Source organism: Sphingomonas sp. ERG5 (assembly GCF_000803065.1).
Classification (GTDB): domain Bacteria; phylum Pseudomonadota; class Alphaproteobacteria; order Sphingomonadales; family Sphingomonadaceae; genus Sphingomonas.
The window spans coordinates 142,360-160,844 of sequence record NZ_JSXI01000029.1 but is presented as its reverse complement, the minus strand read 5'-3'; the positions used below and the strand labels follow the sequence as shown (position 1 = coordinate 160,844).

Below are 18,485 nucleotides of genomic sequence, written 5' to 3'. Positions count from 1 at the left end.
CGTCGGACGGAGAGCCCGGCGTTGTGGAGTGGAGATAGGGTGAGTGACATTTGTCTCAAATGTCATATATACCACTTTTTAGGACATAGCCGGAATCACGCCATGCAACGCATCGCCTTCGTCATCTTCCCCGGCTTCCAGATAATGAGTCTGGCCGCACTCTCGGTGTTCGAGTTCGCCAACGTCACCACCGGCGAGCCGCTTTATGACATCCACATCATTTCCGAACATGGCGGCAAAGTGGGAAGTTCGATCGGGGCCGGGATGGACAGTGTGGCGTTCGACGCCTCGCGCTTCGACACGATATTGGTGTGCGGCGGCACCGGCGTACCCGATATGTCGCCGGGGCTTCTGGCCTATGTCCGCGCTGCGGCGGCATCGACACGGCGGCTGGCGTCGATCTGCACCGGCGCATTTGTACTGGCGGAGGCGGGGTTGCTCGACGGGCGGCGCGCGACCACGCACTGGCTGCTCGCGCGCGAGTTCCAGGCCGGCTTTCCCAAGGTGAAACTGGAGGAGGACCGCATCTTCATCATCGACGACCATATCTGGACGTCGGCCGGGATGACCGCGGGCGTCGACCTGGCACTCGCGATGGTCGAAAAGGATCTGGGCGGCGATATCGCGCGATCGGTGGCGAAGAAGCTGGTGGTCTATCATCGCCGTGCGGGCGGCCAGTCGCAACATTCCGCGCTGCTCGAACTCGAACCCAAGTCCGACCGGATTCAGAGCGCGCTCGATTATGCCCGACGCAACCTGAGCACACCGCTGCCGGTCGAAGCCCTGGCCGAAGCGGCACATCTCAGCCCACGACAGTTCAGCCGCGCGTTCCGCGCCGAGACCGGCCAGTCCCCGGCCAAGGCGGTGGAGAATCTGCGCGTCGAAGCGGCGCGCCTGATGATGGAGCAAAGCCGCCACCCGATCGACATTGTCGCGCGCGAAACCGGCTTTGCCGACCGTGAGCGGATGCGGCGCGCCTTTCTGCGCGCCTTCGGCCAGCCACCCTTGACCATCCGCCGGAACGCGCGCGCCGATGCTTGATCGCGACCAGCACCCTCGCGCTTGGACTGAGCCTGTCGAAGCCTTGCCTTGAAGGACGGCCCTTCGACAAGCTCAGCCCGAGCGGGAGAGCGCCGCAGCCGATCAATAACCGGCAATTTCGGTCACCAGCCGAGAAACACGGCGGGTGCGGAAAGCGTCGTGGCGATCGTGGCGCAGGTCGTGGTCGCGGCGGGCTCAGATGAGATTGATCTCAACATCGATATTGCCGCGCGTCGCCTTGGAATAGGGGCAAGTCTGATGCGCCGCGTCGACGATCGCCCGGGCGACGTGAGCCTCGAGGCCCGGCAGGCTGACATTGAGCCGCGCGCGCAAGAAATAGGTGCCCTCTTCAAGTGCCAGATCGACTTCTGCGTCGACCGCGCGATTGGCCGGCAACGCGACCTTCAGCTGGCTTGCGGCAATCCCCATCGCGCCAAGGAAGCAGGCCGACCAGCCGGCCGCGAACAGCTGCTCGGGATTGGTGCCCGCACCGGCGGTGCCGGGAGGCGACAGCTTGATATCGAGACGACCATCGTCGCTTTGCGCGACGCCATCACGGCCGCCGGTGGTATGAGTTTTGCCGGTGTAGAGAGTCTTCGCAGCTTGGGTCATTGGGGCTTCCTTTGATTTATATCGTATCCGCCTTGATCGGACACGATCCATATGGGCGCGACCTTTACAAAGTCAACCTACTTCCGATTTAATCGGACACGATATATATAGATGCCGAGATATTTATCCGTATCGACAAGGATTGCCCCATGACGACGCCCACGCCGACCGCCCGACCCGACCCGAAACTGTCCGATTTCCTGTGCTTCGCGGTCTATTCGGCCAATCTTGCCTATGGCCGCGCGTACAAGCCGATCCTCGAGGAACTCGGTGTGACCTACACCCAATATATCGCCATCGTGGCGCTATGGGACGAGGATAATCAGACCGTCGGCCGGCTTGGCGAGAAGCTGTTCCTGGAATCGAACACACTGACCCCGATCCTTAAAAAGCTCGAGGGGCTGGGCTTTCTGCACCGCCGACGCGACCCCGCCGATGAACGCCAGGTGATCGTGAGCCTGACCGACGCCGGGCGCCGATTGCGCGAAAAGGGCCTGGGTCTGGACCTGATCAAGGAATCGGGCCTGTCGCTGGAGGAATTCGCCACGATGCAACGCGGTGTTGTCGCCCTGCGCGACAATCTGATCCGGGCAGCCAAGGCCAAGGGATAATTCGGGCGCAAGCGGCGGGACGCATCGAATCGTGGAAGGTGTCAGAAGGAGCGACATAGACAATCGAGGAGCTTCCGATGACCCAGGGGCAGAACATCTCCGCCGAAACGATCCGCTACGGCCTGGCCCCAACCAGCCTCGGCACGATGCTGGCCGCGGTCAGCTCACGCGGCATCGCCGCGATCCTGATCGGCGACGATGTCGCCGCGCTGACTCGCGAACTGCGCCGCAGCTTGCCCGGCGCGACTCTGATCGAAGACGACCTTGCGGTCGCCGCAGCGATCGTCACGATCGCTGCGTGGCTCGATACTCCGCGCGCGCCACTCGACTTGCCGCTCGATCTGCGCGGCAGCGACCAGGAGTTGGCGGTGTGGGAAGCATTGCGCACCATCCCGGTGGGCGAAACGCGCAGCTATGGTGCGCTCGCCAAGCGACTCAACGTGCCGGCAACCGCGCAGGAAGTCGGCGCGGCCTGCGCAGCCAATCGCATAGCAATCGCCATTCCGTGCCACCGCGTGATCAAGGCCGATGGCGGCATTTCCGGCTATCGCTGGGGCGTGCGCCGCAAGCGCCGCCTGCTTGCGCTCGAGGCAGCGGCTTAGCCCTTAGAGATTGGCTTGAATCGCCTTTTTCAGTCCGTTTCGAGCAAAGTCGAGAAACAGGCCATAAGCGCTATACGAGGTTTCTCGACTTCGTTCAAAAAACGAACGGGGGTGTGACTCAATTCAACCTTGAAGCACTCCAGATCTATCCCTTGACCGGCCGCGCCCGCGACAGCGCGGCCTGAGTCACCCTCCCGCCCCGCTTGACCGTCTTCAGGCAGATCATGGTCGAGGATCGCTGCACCCCGGGCAGCACAACGATGTCGAAGCGCAGCAAATGGTCGAGATCGTCGACATCGCGGCACGCCACGCGCAGAACATAATCCGCTTCACCGGCGATCGTATGGCATTCGAGGATTGCCGGTGCCGCGAGCACCGCTGCCTCGAACGCTTCGCGGCATGCCGAGTCGATAATCACCTGGACAAAAGCGGTGACACCGAGATCAAGCCGCCCGGGTTCGATATCAGCACGATAGCCGGTGATGATCCCGGCTTCCTCCAGCGCCTGTACCCGATTCCAACAGGGCGTCTTGGACAGGCCGACGCTCTCGGCAAGCGTCGCATAGGATTGCCGGCCATCGGCCTCCAACGCGCTCAGTATCGCATGATCGATCCGGTCCATCGCCCAACCCCTGGAATCCGCTGCTAGAAGGACAATGTTCTGCCAACAACATCCCTATCCACCATTCGTTTTGCATGGATAGCATCCGACAGGCAATCGGCGAACAATGGTTGTGATGATTCGCGCTAGCCTGTGCATCGAACAGGGAGCCCGGATGAGCAACACCATCACCTATCGCAGCTATCTGCGCTTGCCCGAATTGCTCGCCTGCCAGTCGCCTCTGTCCGACGCGCATGACGAGTTGCTGTTCATCTCGATCCACCAGGCGTCGGAAATCTGGCTCAAGCTCGCGCTGCACGAATTGCGCGCCGCACGGGCTCATGTCATCGCCGATGACCTGCGTCCCGCCTTCAAGATGATGTCGCGCGTCGCGCGCATCCAGGCGCAGATGATCCAGAGCTGGGAAGTGCTCGCGACGATGACCCCGGCGGATTATACGCGAATGCGCGACCGGCTCGGCACCAGCTCGGGTTTTCAGTCCGACCAGTATCGCGAGATGGAATTCATCCTCGGCAACAAGGATACGGCGATGGTCGAACTCCATGCCGCCGAGCCCGAAGTCCATGCCACGCTGCGTGCGGCGCTCGAAGCGCCGAGCCTGTATGACGAGGCGCTGCGACTGCTCGCCCGGCGCGGCTTCGCGATCGCGCCCGAACGGCTGACCCGCGATTTCACCCAGGCCTACTCCCCTTCCCCCGACGTCGAGCGGGCCTGGGCCAAAGTCTATGCCAGCCCCGAGGAATATTGGGATCTGTACGAGCTGGCCGAAAAGCTCGTCGATATCGAATATCACGTCCAGCTGTGGCGCTTCGGCCATCTCAAGACGGTCGAACGCGTGATCGGTTTCAAGACCGGCACCGGTGGCACGGCCGGGGTGCAGTATCTCGCCAAGGTGCTGGACAAGAGCTTCTTCCCCGAACTGCTTAGCGTACGGACCCAGCTATGAGCCCGACATTGGAAGAGATGCAGCGGCGTGACGTGGCCGACCCGCTTCGCGCCATGCGTGATGCGTTCGACTTGCCGCCGGGCGAAATCTATCTCGACGGCAATTCGCTCGGCGCGCTGCCCCACGCCACCGCGCGTCGCATCGCCGATACGGTACGCAGCGAATGGGGTAACGGGCTGATCCGCAGCTGGAACAAGGCCGACTGGATCGGTACGCCGGCACGCATCGGCGGCAAGATCGCGGCGATCGTTGGCGCCCGGCCGGATGAAGTGCTGGTGGCGGATTCGACATCGGTCAATCTTTACAAATTGCTCGTCGCGGCAATGCAGGCGCAAGCCGGCCGCTCCGTGATCCTGTCCGAACCGGGCAATTTTCCGACCGACCTGTATGTTGCGCAAGGCGTGGCTGCGACCTTGCCCGAATGCGCGTTGCGCACCGTACCACGCGACCAGATCGCCGCCGCGATCGACGAGAACGTCGCGGTGGTGATGCTGACTCATGTCCATTACCAAAGCGGTGCCCGCTTCGACATGGACGCGATCACGCGCGCTGCCCAGGCGAAAGGCGCGTTGATGCTGTGGGACCTGAGCCATAGCGCCGGCGCGGTGCCGGTCGATCTGAACGCCGCCAATGCCGATCTCGCAATCGGTTGCGGCTATAAATATCTCAATGGCGGGCCCGGTGCGCCGGCCTTCCTGTTCGTCGCCGAGCGGCATCAGGCGAGGCTGCGCTCGCCGCTGACGGGCTGGATGGGCCATGCCGCGCCGTTCGATTTCACTGACGATTATGCCCCCAGCGAGGGCATTCGCCGCTTCCTGTGCGGCACACCACCGATCCTGGGCATGGCCGCGCTGGAGGAAGGCGTCGACTTGATGCTCTCAGTCGATCGCGCCGCCTTGTTCGCCAAGGGACAAATGCTGTGCTCGGCCTTTATCGATCTGGTCGAGGATCGCTGCGCCGGCCTCGGTCTCGAGGTGCTCACCACGCGCGACCCCAAGGCACGCGGCAGCCATGTCTCGCTCCGCCATGCCCAGGCCTGGCCAGTGATGCAGGCGTTGATCGCGCGTGGGGTGATCGGCGATTTCCGCGCGCCCGATGCGCTGCGCTTCGGCTTCACCCCACTTTACACCAGCCATGTCGATGTCTGGCACGCGGTCGAGGCGTTGCGCGATGTCCTGGTCAGCGGCAGCTGGAACCATCCCGACTTCCATGTCCGCGCGGCAGTGACATGATCGTCAACGCCGCCGCGGCCTTGCTCGAACGCAATCGCGACCGACCCGATCGGATCGCGCTCATCGATGATCGCGGTCCGTGCAGCCATGGCGAACTCGCCGAGCGGGTGCGCCGTTTCGCCGGAGTCCTGCGTGACCGCGACGTCGCACCGGCCACGCGAATGATGCTGTGCGCCGAAGACAGCGTGGATTTCGTCGTCGCCTGCCTCGGCGCGATCTGGGCCGGGGTGGTGCCGGTGATGGTCAACCCGCAGCTGCCGACCGAGGATTACCGCTACCTGCTCGACGATAGCGGCGCGGGCCTGTTGCTGGTCTCGCGCGCCGCCCGGCCGCGCTTCGAGGGGCTGGACGTCCCCAAAATGATGTTCGTCGACGAGATCCCCGCCGCCACACCGGTCGAATTGCCCGCAATGTCCGGGGCCGACGGCGTGTGCCTGTGGCAATATTCGTCGGGCACGACGGGCCGGCCCAAGGGCACGATCCATTCGCACGGCGCGATGATCGCGGCCCCCGCCCTGTTCGCCGAAGAGGTGCTGGCGCTGTCTGACGCGGACGTGACATTCTCGGTCTCGAAGATGTTCTTCGGTTATGGTTTCGGCAACAGCGTGCTGTTCGCGCTGTGGCACGGCGCGACCGCGATTCTGATGGCGGAGCGTCCGACAGCGACGGCAGCGCTCGCGCGGATGGCCGCACACCGCCCGACCATTCTTTACAGCGTGCCGTCCTTCTATGCCGCCTTGCTCGGCCAGCAGGAGATCCCGCGCGCGGCAACCGAACGCTTGCGCTTGTGCGTTTCGGCCGGCGAGGCGCTCCCCGCCGAATTGTGCCGCCGCTGGCAGGCGCAGGTCGGCGTGCCGATCGTCGATGGCATGGGATCGACCGAGATGCTCCACATCTTCCTCGCCAACCGCCCGGGCGAGATCGAACCCGGCACCACCGGCCGCGCGGTCAAAGGCTATACGCTCGAACTGCGCGATGAAAGCGGTGCGCCGACCCCGGCGGGCGAGATCGGCGAGTTGTTCGTGCGCGGGCCGACTTGCGCGATCGGTTACTGGAACAAGCCCGACAAATCCGCCGCGGTGTTCGCCAATGGCTGGGTCAGGACCGGCGACCGTTTCTACCGTGATCCGGCCGGGCGCTTCGTCTATTGCGGGCGCGGCGACGACATGTTGAAGGTGAACGGCATCTATGTCTCGCCGCTGGAAATCGAAGCGGCGCTTGCCACCCATGCGATGGTCGGCGAAGTCGCCGTGGTCGGTGCGCCCGACCGCGACGGGCTGATCAAGCCGGTCGCCTTCGTGGTCGCGGCACCGGGCGCTCCTCGCGACGCGGCAGCGGAAGAGATGCTCAAGGCGCACACCAGGACCGAACTCGCGCTGTACAAATATCCCCGCCGCATCCGCTTCGTCGATGCGCTGCCCAAGACCGCGACCGGCAAGATCGAACGCTTCAAGCTGCGCGCCTGGGCACTGGACGGACAAGCTCCGTGAAGATCGCCGGCCTCGGCGGCGCATTTCGGCCGAGGCGTAGCGCTTTACAGTCACCGCGCCGATAAAGGCCGCCGCAAAGATCGAGGCGACCGTAATCCTGCCGGCACGCTGAACCCCTCCTCCGTTCAGAACACCATCACGCGCTTCGCCGCGACATCGACTCGCAATAAACGACCATGCGGATCGGCGAACAGGACACGCGCCGACTGGTCGACCCCTTCGCCTGCACTGCCGGACCCTCCGATGGTCATGCCGCGCGCGATCAGGGTCAGCGGCATCTCAACATCATGTTCGACCGTCATCCGTGCCATCTTGTTCGCCGCCCCCTGCACTCGGGTCGTAGCGGGCACGGCACCGTCAGCGGCGGTGAAGGTGATCCGTGTGCGGTGGAAATCAGTGCTCTGGAACGTGTCGAAGCCGGGCAGCGTCTCGTGCCGGTCGGTCATCACTGCGGCGACCTGCCGCTCCACCTGCTCGCTCCATGCGACACAGGGCATCACGGCACCCGACGCATCGGCCGCCTCGATCCGGTTGCTGCCATGCTGCGCGGACCAGAACCAGTCGCGCGGCGCCAGATAGGGGGGGCGCATCACTGCCGGTGCCGGATTGCACAATTGGGTGGTCAGTTCACCGCCATGTCGCAGCGACCATAGTTCGAGCAGGCCGGCCCGACCTCGCTCGGCATTGCGCGTGATCCAGGCCGGCGTGGATGGATCGTGGAAAAATGCCACCACGCGCAACCGGTCGGTCAGCGCGCAAGACCACAGCCACTCGACTCCCGGCACGTCGGCACACAGCGCGGCCAGGTCGATCGCGCCGATTTCCCCGCCGATCTGGACCATCCATTGTCCCTCCGACGTCACGTCGTGATGCGCGACCAGATCGGCCCGGCCGATCGCATGGAAGCTGCGCCGATGGCTGGCGAAGCGGGTCAGCTGACCGGGCCCGTCGTCCGGGTGTTGCACGATGATAACATTGGGGCTTGAGCCGACTGCAATCAGCGCAGTGATATCGCTGACATTGCCCTGCCATAGCGGTCGCCCGTCCGGGTCGAGCAGCTGCAACAGCGTGTTTTCCCGCCACACGACCATCGTGCCGTTGTGCAGCAGGCAGCCGAGCCGGATCGGCGATGCGATCGTCGTCGCGGGCGGCAAGCGCCAGCTTTCATAGCCGAGCGACGGCGCGACATGCAGCTTGGCAAGCTTGCCCAGATCTGTGGCGAACACATGCAGATCGGCCATGCCGAGCAATCCGCGCAACGCCTGCATGTCATGCGAAGTGAGGGCATCGGATGCGACTTCCAGCAGGGAGCGCGCAAAGACCTCGACGATGATCGCTGCTGGTCCGCTCCAGAATCCCGCCTGTTCCTCGCGCCCGGGTCTGGCGAAGCGAGTCAAGGCGTGGAGCAGGTCGAGCATGTTCCGCCGTGCATCCGCCGTGTCGAGCCGCACCAGATCCTGGACTTGCTGCAGCAACAAGGGGAACGCGCCGGTGCCGGCGATCGCGCTGACGAATGGGAAATCGACCAGACCAAGCGGCGAGAAGTCTTCCCCAGTCCAGCGCGCCGCGACCAGTCCACGGGCAATGGTTTCGCTACCGAAGCCATGTGTCGCCTCCAGCGCAAGCGTCGCGCCGAGCCAGTGCCGCCGTGCCGCGATCAACTCGGGATCGGGCGCGGCGAGATCAGCAAGCGCGTCGGTCACCTGCAAGGCGCGCAAAGGCTGGTCGGTCGCGACCAGCATGTCGGTCCAGGCGCGGACCACATAGGCGTGGAAATCCGCATGGCCGGTCCGGCTGGTCTCAGCGAGCTGATCGAAGCAACCGGTGCGCCGTGCCAGCGCCAATGCCGCATCCAGCTCGCCTGCCTTGTAGAACATCCTGATCGCGAGCGCCGGCTCAAGCTTCGCATCGAGCGCGAGCCGTGCCGCATCACGGTACAACTCGCCCTTTTCGAGCGTCAGCACCGCAGTGCGGTGATCCTCAAGCAACTGCGAATGGACATAGGCGGCGCGGCGGAAATCGCCATCGCGCTCGAGCTTCTTGGCCAGTTCGACATAGCGCATGCGCAGGGCATGATAGCTGTCGCCGCCAAGGATCGGCATGGCATAACCGCCACCGCCGAACGAAAAGTCGAGCTTGGCGCGGATGTCGGGCAAGCGATTGGGGAACAGGCTGCGCGATTTTCCGGCACTTTCCTTGCCGAGCTTCAGCGCGAGCCGCAATGCGCTGTCGATATCGCCGGAGGCGAGCAGCTTCTCCACCATGCCGAGGCGATCACCGAACTGGGCGATCAATGATTTGCTCAATGGGCTGTGCCAGCGCAACCAGCCGGCAAGATTTTCGAACACGCTCGGCCCGCGCTCCCGTGGCGGTGCGCCGTCTGGTCCGTTCCCCTGCCCCTCGCCAACGATGCGCTGGCCGAACAGCCCGGCAAGGGCCTGTTTGAAGATCGCCCCCAGCCGGGTGCGTTCTTCCAGGTCGCGCAGCGCAGCGTTGGTTTCGTCAAATACCGCAATACCGTCGCCGGGCGGGGGAACAGGCGCGCGCGACACCGGAGCCGCGCCATCCTGGACAGCGGCCTGGTCGGCAGCCACTGCCACGGTGCGCGGGGTCGAGCGGTGCACGGTGACGCGCGGCGCATCCCACAGCATGCCGATCGGCACCACCGTCAGCGTATCGAGCGCGATCAGATGCTGGCGCCCGCCCCACCACAGGTCGATCCGCCGCAACGCCGCACCAGCGCGTGTGCCGGCGGACAGTGCGCGATCGGCGCCATCGGCATAGCTGGTCAGCGTGTCGGCCCGGCCGACGATCAGCGGCAGCGCCGATGGCCATGCACTCACATCGACCGGGATCGCGTGATCGAAGGCGATAACCAAGATCTCCGTGCCATCTGCGAGCGCACCGCGCCACATCGCAGTGACCGCGTCGCGCAACGATCGCACCCTCAGCGTATCAGGCACCGCCCCGCCGATCGCCAGCAGCCCATCGCATGGCCGGGCGTGCGAGAGGGTCGGGCTGACCGGGAAAGTCGTGTCGAGGGCGGCACGGCTGCGATCCGCGACGAAGCTGCGATCAGCCACCGATCACCTCTGTCAGATCGAGCTGCATCGCCTTATCGACCAGCACGCCGAGGTCGAAGGGCATGCACTGATGTTTCCCGCCCTGTTTGTCGCGATAATAGCAAAGCAGGGCTCGCGGATCGCCAGTATCGTCAACTGACATCGCCCAGATGCCGTCATGCGTGATGCGGATATCGACGATGCTCGCCGCATCCGCACCGGTGCGCAGGATCGTTTCATGCGACTGGCGCTGCCCGTTCAATATGTGAAGCGTGCGGACATGGCCATCACCGCCCGCGCGCGCATCCGACCAGGTCGTCACGACGATCTGGTCACCGTCTGCCTTGGCCATCAGCGGCACCTCATAAGGTGCGGTGTCGAATTGCAGGCTGCCATGCTCGCCCGCCGCGCGCGCCCAGCCACGCTGGTGCAGCGGAATGGTCCAGCGATTTGGCGCCACGCTATAAGCGAGGCCGCGATGTGAATCCGAATAGATCAGGCCGCGGAGCCGATCGGGAGCAATCGGTACGTCGCTTTCGCGATAGTCGGCCAGTTGGCTGCCACTATCCCTGAGCACGCTCAGATAGGCATCATCGCCCTCGACCGATCGCACGACGCGATGCGTGCCGGTCGCGCACAAGATGAGCGGCCGATCGTGCAGAACGCGAAAGGCCGCCTGCGTGTCATAGTCGTTGAACTCGAAGCCGAACTCGCGACGATGGGTCGAATAGAATTTGACGCCATGCCCGGGGAACAGCAACGGCAAGGCAAAGGGATGTTGTCCCCTGAACAAATGCGCTGCGACCGATTCCTTTCGGCGCACCCGACGTGCCTGGCTCGGGGTTGATATTCTGGACAAGTCGAACTCGGCATGAATCAGCATATCCTTGCCCGCGACATCGGCCTGGACCAGAATCGACAGCTTCTTGTCCTTCAGCCGGATACCGGCCAGCTGGATACCGTCGGGCAGCGGCACGAAGAAGGGCAATGTGAAATTGAACCGCTTCTCGGCGAGCAGGACCAGAATGCCGTCCCGCATGCGCACCAGCTTCGCACCGGCATGGGCCGCGATGAAATAGCGCGGTTCCCAACCATGATCGGGGGGCCGGTTCGCACTCGGTACATTGGCCGCCGCCGCTACCTTGGTCGGCTTTAGCGGTGCGAACGGCGTGTTCAGTGCCGACAGGCAGACCGTGTCGGGCGGGAAATCGATCAGTGCGCGCTTGCCGTTCTGGCCCTTGCGGCGGACGGTCAGTTCGGCGACCCGCGTCTCTCCCGCAATCGGCGGGCGCAGCGCGATGGCCAGCGCATGAGACGCCGCGTCCACCGCGCGGGCCGATGCACCGCGCGAACCGCGCACGCCGACCACCCAGTCGATCGTCCGCAGCTCCGCACCGGCCCGATCCGCCACGGTCAGCCGCTCCCACAACTGGTGTGCTTCCGCCAAATCCTCGGTGGTGGCCTCACGATAGCTCGCGGCGCGCAGGAAGCGCTTGATCGTATTGACCGAGATTTCCTCGAACCACACCGCGCCGTCGGCGCGCGGCACGAAGCACCAGTGCAGCGTGCCGCCGCGCATCGCCGCCACCCGTGCCATGAAGAAGATCGCGGCAAGTGCCAGGACGCGGCCATGGCCGAGCAACGCGGGCCCGACCGAGACGGTGAGCCGATAGACCGGCTTGGCGCCCGGATCGGCATAATCCTTTTCATGATAGAGCGTTTCCCCCTCCGCCAGACGGCGCAGAAATTCAAGCGGCGCCTCAGTGCGCAGCAGCAGTTCGCTTTGCACGATATGCGCGATGTCGCCGCGCGTGGTCAGGCTGCCCAGCCCCTCGAACTCGCCATTATCGCGGCGGTCGCGGTCATCGACGCTGCCGATCAACCGCTCAAACTGCGCCAGCTGGCCGCGCAGCAGCCGTTGCAGCGGTGCCGACAATTGTTCGAGCACCGGCAGGAACGGCGTATAGGCAGCCGGCACCGGCGGTGCGGCATCGCCCCCCGGCGGCACGGCGGTCATGCCGGCACCGTCCAGCGCCGACCAGGGGCACGCGCATCGAACGAGGAGAAGGGCCGCGGATCGCGCACGATAAAGATGTCCGCCCGATCGGCGTGTGCCGCAGGTCCGGTGAAGCGCGGCACGACGATCGCCGGCGGATCCACATCATGGGCATCGCACAGCGCCCGGCGCAGCGCCGGCCGGACATGCGCGGGCACGCCGATCTCAGTCCCGACCGGCAGCCACCAGCCCGGTACCTCCTCATAAAGTGCGATCGCATCCGCCAGGCGGGGCAGCATCAGTTCCGTTCCGGCACCCGCCAGCGGTACGGCGAACACCGCGAGCCAGTCTGCACCATGATCGACCTGAAGCGTGGCGAAGACCGCCGATTTGAACGCGAGCGTGTCGAGCACGCGATCGACCACACCGGCGCCGATCACGATCAGCGCGCCGACGTCCTGCACCGGCGCGGTCCGGCACCAGTGCATGTCAGGCGGGCTCTGCCAAGATGCTGCCCGGGATGGGATTGTCCACCGGACCGTTATGCTGGGGCGTTTCCAGCACCGCCTGCAGGCTGACGCGGAGCACCCTCAACTGCTGCGGCAGGGTCTCGCCGTCGAACGCCGCATCGATCCGCGTCAGCATCGTCTCCAGCCGCACCAGCCAGATCTCGTACAGCCGATCGGTGGCCAATGCAGGGCGCCCCTCGAGCAGGCGCGTCGCCTGTTCGGTCAGGTGCGCGGCATGCGCGGTCGGGCCATAGGTCGCCTTGGCCACGCTGTCGGTCAGCACGGGGTTGAAGCTATCCTTCAGTTCGGCATGGAGCAGTTCGCTCGCCTCGGCCTGCTGCGCCTTGTCCTGGACGAGGTAGGTGATCGGCCACAGGTCCTCCGGTCCCGCCACCATCTCGCCGCGCAACAACGCCGCAGCGGCGATCAGCTTCTGCGCCTTGACGATCTTGCGGTCCGACATGGTCACACCGACCAGCCTGAGCTTGCGCACGATATGGGCATAGGTCTCGCCGATCGGTCCCATATCCACCTGCAGCGCGGCCTGATGCAGGCCGGCGATGACCGACTTGTCGACCGGCGGGATCGGATCGGGATCACCCGCACCAAGCCGCCAGCCGGTACGCAACAGTTCGGGGAGTTCATTCTCCCCGACCGGGTCGACGAACATGGTGATCAGAAAGCGGTCAGCGAACGCCGCGAGCAGCGGATCGTCGGGCAATGCGTTCGACGCCGCGACGCAGGAGATCAGCGGCGTGACCATGCTGTACTGGCCACGGCGATAGGTGCGTTCGTTGAGGATCTTGAGCAGCGAGTTGAGGATCGCGGTCGAGCCAAGAAAGATCTCATCGAGGAACGCGACATCAGCCTGAGGCAGCATGCCGCTGGTCACCGGCTCGACCCGCCCCTCCTTCAGCGCATTGAGATCGAGCGCTCCGAACAGCTCCGACGGTTCAGTGAAGCGGCCGAGCAGATATTCGAAGGTGGTCGCGTCGATCGCGCCGGCGACCGCCTGAACCGCGGCCGATTTGCCGGTGCCCGGCGGGCCGATCAGCAACACATGTTCGCGCGCAATCAGCCCGAGCATGATCAGTTCGAGCAGCGCACGGCGCGCGACGAAGCGCTCGCTCAGTCGGTCGATATGCGCGTTGAGGGTCGCGATGGCGGGTGCGGTCCCGCTCGCTGGAATGGTAGACAGAGGCATTCAGGTCCGATCGGGCTTTTCTAGAATCGGGGTAACTGTTGCCGACATCGCCTTCCCAAGCAATCGGAATGGAAGGCCGGCACCAATCAATCATCGCCGATCGCCGCCAGCCCCTTGCGGTCGCGCAGCGTGATGCGGGCATAGGCCAGCTCGATCAGCCCGGCGCGGCGCAAGCGCTGCAGCTCCTTGTTCAGCGTCTGACGCGACACGCCGATGGTGCCGGCGAGGTCGGACTGGCGCACGTTGAGCAGATCGCTGCCCGAGACCTCCGCGCCCTGCAGCAAGGTGCGCGCAAGCCGGATGGTGACCGATTGCGACAGGCCCTGCGCGATGAAGGCCAGCGCGGTGCGCTGATGCGCGCAGACCAGCAGGCCGATGTCGCGGTACAGGCCCGGTTCGTCCGCCGCGAGCCGCGCGAACACCGGTTGGGATAGATGGAGCAGCCGCGTCGTGCCGAAAGCGATCGCGTCGTGCGGGCGGGGGCGGCCGTCCATCGTCGACAGTTCGCCGAACCAGGTTCCGGGCCGCAGGATCAGCGCCAGCAGATCGACGCCGCTGGCGAGGTGTCCGATGAGCCGCACTTGCCCCTCAAGCACCGCCCACAGACCATTGGGCGGATCGCCCGCGGCATAGACCAGCTGACCCGCGCCGACCGTGCGCACTCGCGCCTGGTCGACGATCAGCCGGCGCCGCGCCGCGGGCAAGGCGCCGAACCAGCTATCGGCCTCCAGCAAGGGCAGTTCGGCGATGGTCATGCCCGGAACATTGCCGATCGAAAAAGATTGTCAAGCAGGCGACACTTTATTCCGGCGACTCATGTTAAAAGGTCAAAACGACGACAGGAGAGAGATGATGGCGACCGCACAGATGATCACCCCGCGCGACCAGATGAGCGATGCGGAATGGGCGCTGCGTGTCGACCTTGCCGCCGCGTACCGGCTCGTCGCGATGTTCGGCTGGGACGACCTGATCTTCACGCATTTGTCGGCGCGCGTGCCGGGCCCTGAGCATCATTTCCTGATCAATCCCTATTCGCACATGTTCGACGAAATGACCGCGTCGGCGCTGGTCAAGATCGACCTGCAGGGCAACAAGGTGGACGATACGCCGGCGCCAGTGAATCAGGCCGGGTTCGTGATCCATTCCGCGATCCATGCCGCGCGCGAGGATGCCACCGCCGTGCTCCATCTGCACACGCCGCACGGTCAGGCGGTATCGGCGATGGCGTTCGGCCTGTTGCCGCATACGCAGACGGCGATGATCGCGCAGCACGATGTCGCCTATCACGACTTCGAGGGCATCGCGACCGATCTGGAGGAGCGCGAACGGCTGGTCGCCGATCTCGGCACCAAGAACGCGATGATCCTGCGCAACCATGGCACGCTGACGGTGGGTGAATCGATCCCGCAGGCATTCATGCGCATGTACTTTCTGGAGCGCGCCTGCGAAGCGCAGATCCTGATGCTGAGCGCGGGCCGCGACAATCTCAACAACCCGGAACAGGGCGTGGCGGAGAAGGTCAAGGACCAGTCGTCCGGCCCGGGAATGAAGATGTTGTCGGACTTCCTCGCCTGGCCGGCGTTGCTGCGCAAGCTCGACCGGGTCAATCCGGGGTATCGCGACTAGAGCACCATCGACTGGCGTGGAATCGCTTCCCTCCGTTCGGGCTGAGCCTGTCGAAGCCCATGCGCTGCGCGTGCCCTTCGACAGGCTCAGGGCGAACGGGGATGGCGGATCAACCCAGCTCAAAACCGTTCTAGCCCGGTCATGAGCTGACCGGCGTTTTCTCTTCCGTTCGTTTCGAGCGAAGTCGAGAAGCCGTGCGCAGCTTCCGTGACCTGTTTCTCGACTTCGCTCGAAACGAACGGAGAGGGTTCCGCCCGCTCAGCGCTCCTTGATGGTGATGAAGCGTAGCGCCAGCGAGGGGTTGCCGGCGACCAGGTCGGCGAACGGCCTGGCCAGCGGGCGATCGAAGGGATAGCCCATTGGCTTGGCGTCCGGATATTCGTCGGTCACCGCGCAGAAGCTCATCGAACCGCATTGCCCCTGTTTGATCAGCGCATCGTCCTTCGTCACCACCGCGAGCAAAGCAAAGCGCATCCCCGCGGTCGTCCCGCGCGGATAGAGCAAGTGATAGGGCCAGCCGCATTCGCACGCCGCCGCGTCGGGATGGTCGTCGCCCTGCCCTTCGAAATGCAGATCGCGCACCACATCGGGATTAGCCTGGAGCGGCGTGACCGGGCGGCGCACGATGGTCGAATCGGTGTCGGCGCGCACCAGCACCTTCTCCTCGCCCGCCGCGATCGGCGCGGCGAACTTGTCGAGCTCGATCCATTGCCGGCGGTCGTTGAGTGAGCCGTCCGTCACCCCGTCGACATCATAGGCCGGGCACAGGAACAGCCGCACCGTCACCAGCTGCTCGACCGCCGCGGTCGAGCGCAGGCGGATGGCGAAGTGATAGGACGGGTGCCACAGATAGGGGTAGGTGAAGCGCGGTTCGTCCTCGACCTCCTGCGCGGTGTTGAGCTGAAAGATGCCGTGACGCAGCTCGGTCTCGATCGTGTCGTGCAGCGTCACGATCAACGGCTGACCGCCGCCCGACTGGCCGACCTGCACGCTGTCCCGCGCGGCATCGAGGGCGAAGCGCGGTCCGCCGAGCAAGGCGTCGGCCAGCTGCCCGACCGTCGCGCCGAGCCCCGCCGCCGCATTGCCGAGCAGCGCGCTGTCGAGGATCACCAGCCCGGCATCATTGCCGCCGCCGAACGCAACCTCCGGCGCGGCGGCGAAGTCGTTGGCGGGCAGCTTTTCCTGATAGTGGAAATTGATGTCGTCGACATGGCGGTGCCAGCGCCAGAAGAACGGATCGCGGATCGCCGCGGCGGGGTTGTACATCACGCCGCCTTCATAGGTCGCCGGGTCGGACAAGGCGGCGGTGAAGACATGGCCGAAGCCATGATGATTGCCATAGAAGCTGGTATAGCCGGGGCCGCTGATGCTTTTGCCGCTGCTTTCATCGGCATGGCCGAGCGCGTCGCTGCCCGGCGCTCCGTCGAGCGGCTGCGACGCGCCGCCCGGGACCGCAAGCTTCAGATTGGCGGCGGCATCGCGCAGCCGGTCGCGGCGCAGCGCATGATCGGCGGGAGCGTAATTGCCGATCTGAGTCAGCGCGGACCATTGGCCGTTGGCCGGACGCGGCAGATAGGCCGTGCCGCCGATCGCCAGCCCGCCCGGATCATAACCGACGCCGATGCTCGCGTTGTAATCGTCGAACGGCACGACGCGGCCGATACCCGCCCCCAGCCGTTCGGCGTCGTAGCGCGCGAGCATTTGCTGATGCATATAGAAGAACAGCTCGCCATGACGCGGGCGAACCGAGAAATTCGGGCTGTCGAAGCGGACATAGACCAGATGCCAATGTTCGTGATGTTCATTGGCCAGCGGGTCTTCGCGGAACCAGCCGATCCGGTCCTCATCCGCCGAGCCGGTGGTGCCGCCAAGGCTGGGCAAGGTGCCGGTCAGCCCGGCTCCGGCCAGCGGACTGGTGAGATTGACCGTCATGCGCGACATCAGATTGGGGATGCGCACGTTGCGCGCGGCATGATCATGCGTGAGAAACAGCTTGGCGGCGTGATCGACCAGCCCCTCGGGATAGTCGCCGCGCAGCCGGGCGGCGAGCGCGAACGCCGCCGCGACCGCTTCATTGTCGCTGCCGCTGTCGGCGAGCGCCGCTGCAGCGGCCTGCGTCATGCGGTCGGCAACCGCGATCGCCGCCTCCATATCCTCCGCGACGAAGACCGAGAAAGCGCGGCCCGACGGCGGCGGCGTATCGCCCGGCAGCGCCGCGAACACCGATGCCTGCGGACCACGGACGGCGGACGCGGTGAAAAAGGCATCGACGCCCGCCTGGATTGCTTCGCTCATCATTTCCCCCTTTGACTGGCCGGCGCCTGGGCGTTCAGGACAGGATGCGTTCCACCGTCACAAAGGCCTGGCCGATGATGTCGACCGCTTCATACTCGCCCGACGAGACGGATTGGCTATAGGCGACCGGCGCCCATTTGGTCGCGGCGCCGCCGACATCGCCGGTGGTTTCGGTCGACAGGTCGAGGAGCAGGATCGCCGGATTGATCCCCGGCGGCACCGCCGCCGTCAGGATCGGCGTCTCATTGATCTGCGATACCTCGACCTCACCGGTCACGGTGAGCGTATAGGCCGACCCGATCAGGTCAGTGCTCTCGATCGCTTTCCAGTTCCTGCTGTTCAATACGGACATGACTCTCTCCCCGGTTGTCGGACGCTATGGTCACTGCATCACAGGCGGCGAGATCGTCTCAGGCGCGTCCCCGGGCGGGGAGCAGCGGCGACTCCGCGCGCGACCTCTTTCCAGGACGAAGGATGCGTCCCGCATGACACGGAGTAAAGCGGCATTGGCCAACAAGATCGGTTCCGGATGCAATTGTCGGATGGCATGCCGAAAGTACGGCTGGGCAGCAGGATGATCGGGGCCCAGACCGTGCTGTTCCACGCTGTTATTCGGCAGGATTTTTTTCATGCTGTT

At 65.0% G+C, this 18,485-nt stretch carries 16 protein-coding genes; 7 read left to right on the top strand and 9 right to left on the bottom strand.

The genetic code is table 11. The annotated features are described in order from the left end of the window. Positions 1-102: 102 nt before the first annotated feature. Complete coding sequence (locus OO12_RS12420; RefSeq protein ID WP_034158987.1) at positions 103-1,041, top strand: GlxA family transcriptional regulator; 939 nt, start codon at positions 103-105, stop codon at positions 1,039-1,041. Between the two features lie 195 nt (positions 1,042-1,236). Here OO12_RS12420 and OO12_RS12415 read toward each other — a convergent pair whose 3' ends face one another. Continuing rightward, complete coding sequence (locus tag OO12_RS12415) at positions 1,237-1,653, bottom strand: organic hydroperoxide resistance protein (RefSeq protein WP_034158986.1); 417 nt, start codon at positions 1,651-1,653, stop codon at positions 1,237-1,239. A gap of 149 nt (positions 1,654-1,802) precedes the next feature. Here OO12_RS12415 and OO12_RS12410 point away from each other — a divergent pair, with 149 nt between their 5' ends. Together OO12_RS12410 and OO12_RS12405 are read left to right on the top strand one after the other, a co-directional pair. Beyond that, positions 1,803-2,264: a MarR family winged helix-turn-helix transcriptional regulator gene (locus OO12_RS12410; RefSeq protein WP_034158985.1), complete on the top strand. Its 462-nt coding sequence runs from the start codon at positions 1,803-1,805 to the stop codon at positions 2,262-2,264. 77 nt (positions 2,265-2,341) lie between these two features. Continuing rightward, positions 2,342-2,866 carry a methylated-DNA--[protein]-cysteine S-methyltransferase gene (locus tag OO12_RS12405; RefSeq protein ID WP_034158984.1) on the top strand — a complete coding sequence of 175 codons (525 nt, stop codon included), beginning with the start codon at positions 2,342-2,344 and terminating at the stop codon, positions 2,864-2,866. Positions 2,867-3,011: 145 nt separating this feature from the next. Here the strand turns inward: OO12_RS12405 and OO12_RS12400 are convergent, their stop codons facing one another. Further along, positions 3,012-3,488 carry an Lrp/AsnC family transcriptional regulator gene (locus tag OO12_RS12400; RefSeq protein ID WP_034158983.1) on the bottom strand — a complete coding sequence of 159 codons (477 nt, stop codon included), beginning with the start codon at positions 3,486-3,488 and terminating at the stop codon, positions 3,012-3,014. A gap of 154 nt (positions 3,489-3,642) precedes the next feature. Here OO12_RS12400 and kynA point away from each other — a divergent pair, with 154 nt between their 5' ends. From kynA to OO12_RS12385, 3 genes are read left to right on the top strand one after another with little or no spacing between them, the layout of a single operon-like run. Further along, a complete protein-coding gene (kynA, locus tag OO12_RS12395) occupies positions 3,643-4,434 on the top strand; it encodes a tryptophan 2,3-dioxygenase (protein WP_034158982.1) in 792 nt (263 codons plus the stop codon). Beyond that, complete coding sequence (kynU, locus tag OO12_RS12390; protein WP_034158981.1) at positions 4,431-5,666, top strand: kynureninase; 1,236 nt, start codon at positions 4,431-4,433, stop codon at positions 5,664-5,666. The genes kynA and kynU overlap by 4 nt, the downstream gene beginning before the upstream one ends. Then, positions 5,663-7,156 (top strand): benzoate-CoA ligase family protein, encoded by a 1,494-nt coding sequence (locus tag OO12_RS12385; protein ID WP_034158980.1) that lies wholly within the window; start codon positions 5,663-5,665, stop codon positions 7,154-7,156. The genes kynU and OO12_RS12385 overlap by 4 nt, the downstream gene beginning before the upstream one ends. A 125-nt stretch (positions 7,157-7,281) precedes the next feature. Here OO12_RS12385 and OO12_RS12380 read toward each other — a convergent pair whose 3' ends face one another. The 5 genes from OO12_RS12380 to OO12_RS12360 form a co-directional block, all read right to left on the bottom strand. Further along, positions 7,282-10,239, bottom strand: coding sequence for a tetratricopeptide repeat protein (locus OO12_RS12380; protein WP_034158979.1), 2,958 nt, complete (start codon positions 10,237-10,239; stop codon positions 7,282-7,284). Continuing rightward, a complete protein-coding gene (locus OO12_RS12375; protein WP_034158978.1) occupies positions 10,232-12,235 on the bottom strand; it encodes a hypothetical protein in 2,004 nt (667 codons plus the stop codon). Before OO12_RS12375 ends, OO12_RS12380 begins: the two co-directional genes overlap by 8 nt. Then, complete coding sequence (locus tag OO12_RS12370) at positions 12,232-12,702, bottom strand: hypothetical protein (protein WP_034158977.1); 471 nt, start codon at positions 12,700-12,702, stop codon at positions 12,232-12,234. The genes OO12_RS12375 and OO12_RS12370 overlap by 4 nt, the downstream gene beginning before the upstream one ends. A gap of 1 nt (position 12,703) precedes the next feature. Next, positions 12,704-13,927: an AAA family ATPase gene (locus OO12_RS12365; protein WP_152616395.1), complete on the bottom strand. Its 1,224-nt coding sequence runs from the start codon at positions 13,925-13,927 to the stop codon at positions 12,704-12,706. Positions 13,928-14,013: 86 nt separating this feature from the next. Further along, the gene (locus OO12_RS12360; RefSeq protein WP_052215813.1) at positions 14,014-14,682 is read right to left on the bottom strand and encodes a Crp/Fnr family transcriptional regulator; all 669 of its coding nucleotides are present in this window, start codon (positions 14,680-14,682) and stop codon (positions 14,014-14,016) included. A gap of 97 nt (positions 14,683-14,779) precedes the next feature. On the opposite strand from OO12_RS12360, the gene OO12_RS12355 reads away from it, so the two are divergent. After that, positions 14,780-15,553, top strand: a complete 774-nt coding sequence (locus OO12_RS12355) for a class II aldolase/adducin family protein (RefSeq protein WP_034159170.1) — start codon at positions 14,780-14,782, stop codon at positions 15,551-15,553. Positions 15,554-15,811: 258 nt separating this feature from the next. Here the strand turns inward: OO12_RS12355 and OO12_RS12350 are convergent, their stop codons facing one another. Both OO12_RS12350 and OO12_RS12345 read right to left on the bottom strand, forming a co-directional pair. Beyond that, positions 15,812-17,848, bottom strand: a complete 2,037-nt coding sequence (locus tag OO12_RS12350) for a hypothetical protein (protein ID WP_152616394.1) — start codon at positions 17,846-17,848, stop codon at positions 15,812-15,814. 34 nt (positions 17,849-17,882) lie between these two features. Next, positions 17,883-18,200: a hypothetical protein gene (locus OO12_RS12345; RefSeq protein ID WP_034158975.1), complete on the bottom strand. Its 318-nt coding sequence runs from the start codon at positions 18,198-18,200 to the stop codon at positions 17,883-17,885. Positions 18,201-18,485 lie beyond the last annotated feature (285 nt).

Bases quoted from the DNA above. Each gene is read 5' to 3' on its own strand.
- OO12_RS12420 (WP_034158987.1), top strand. From the start codon at position 103: ATGCAACGCATCGCCTTCGTCATCTTCCCCGGCTTCCAGATAATGAGT.
- OO12_RS12415 (WP_034158986.1), bottom strand. From the start codon at position 1,653: ATGACCCAAGCTGCGAAGACTCTCTACACCGGCAAAACTCATACCACC.
- OO12_RS12410 (WP_034158985.1), top strand. From the start codon at position 1,803: ATGACGACGCCCACGCCGACCGCCCGACCCGACCCGAAACTGTCCGAT.
- OO12_RS12405 (WP_034158984.1), top strand. From the start codon at position 2,342: ATGACCCAGGGGCAGAACATCTCCGCCGAAACGATCCGCTACGGCCTG.
- OO12_RS12400 (WP_034158983.1), bottom strand. From the start codon at position 3,488: ATGGACCGGATCGATCATGCGATACTGAGCGCGTTGGAGGCCGATGGC.
- kynA (WP_034158982.1), top strand. From the start codon at position 3,643: ATGAGCAACACCATCACCTATCGCAGCTATCTGCGCTTGCCCGAATTG.
- kynU (WP_034158981.1), top strand. From the start codon at position 4,431: ATGAGCCCGACATTGGAAGAGATGCAGCGGCGTGACGTGGCCGACCCG.
- OO12_RS12385 (WP_034158980.1), top strand. From the start codon at position 5,663: ATGATCGTCAACGCCGCCGCGGCCTTGCTCGAACGCAATCGCGACCGA.
- OO12_RS12375 (WP_034158978.1), bottom strand. From the start codon at position 12,235: ATGACCGCCGTGCCGCCGGGGGGCGATGCCGCACCGCCGGTGCCGGCT.
- OO12_RS12370 (WP_034158977.1), bottom strand. From the start codon at position 12,702: ATGCACTGGTGCCGGACCGCGCCGGTGCAGGACGTCGGCGCGCTGATC.
- OO12_RS12365 (WP_152616395.1), bottom strand. From the start codon at position 13,927: ATGCCTCTGTCTACCATTCCAGCGAGCGGGACCGCACCCGCCATCGCG.
- OO12_RS12360 (WP_052215813.1), bottom strand. From the start codon at position 14,682: ATGACCATCGCCGAACTGCCCTTGCTGGAGGCCGATAGCTGGTTCGGC.
- OO12_RS12355 (WP_034159170.1), top strand. From the start codon at position 14,780: ATGGCGACCGCACAGATGATCACCCCGCGCGACCAGATGAGCGATGCG.
- OO12_RS12350 (WP_152616394.1), bottom strand. From the start codon at position 17,848: ATGAGCGAAGCAATCCAGGCGGGCGTCGATGCCTTTTTCACCGCGTCC.
- OO12_RS12345 (WP_034158975.1), bottom strand. From the start codon at position 18,200: ATGTCCGTATTGAACAGCAGGAACTGGAAAGCGATCGAGAGCACTGAC.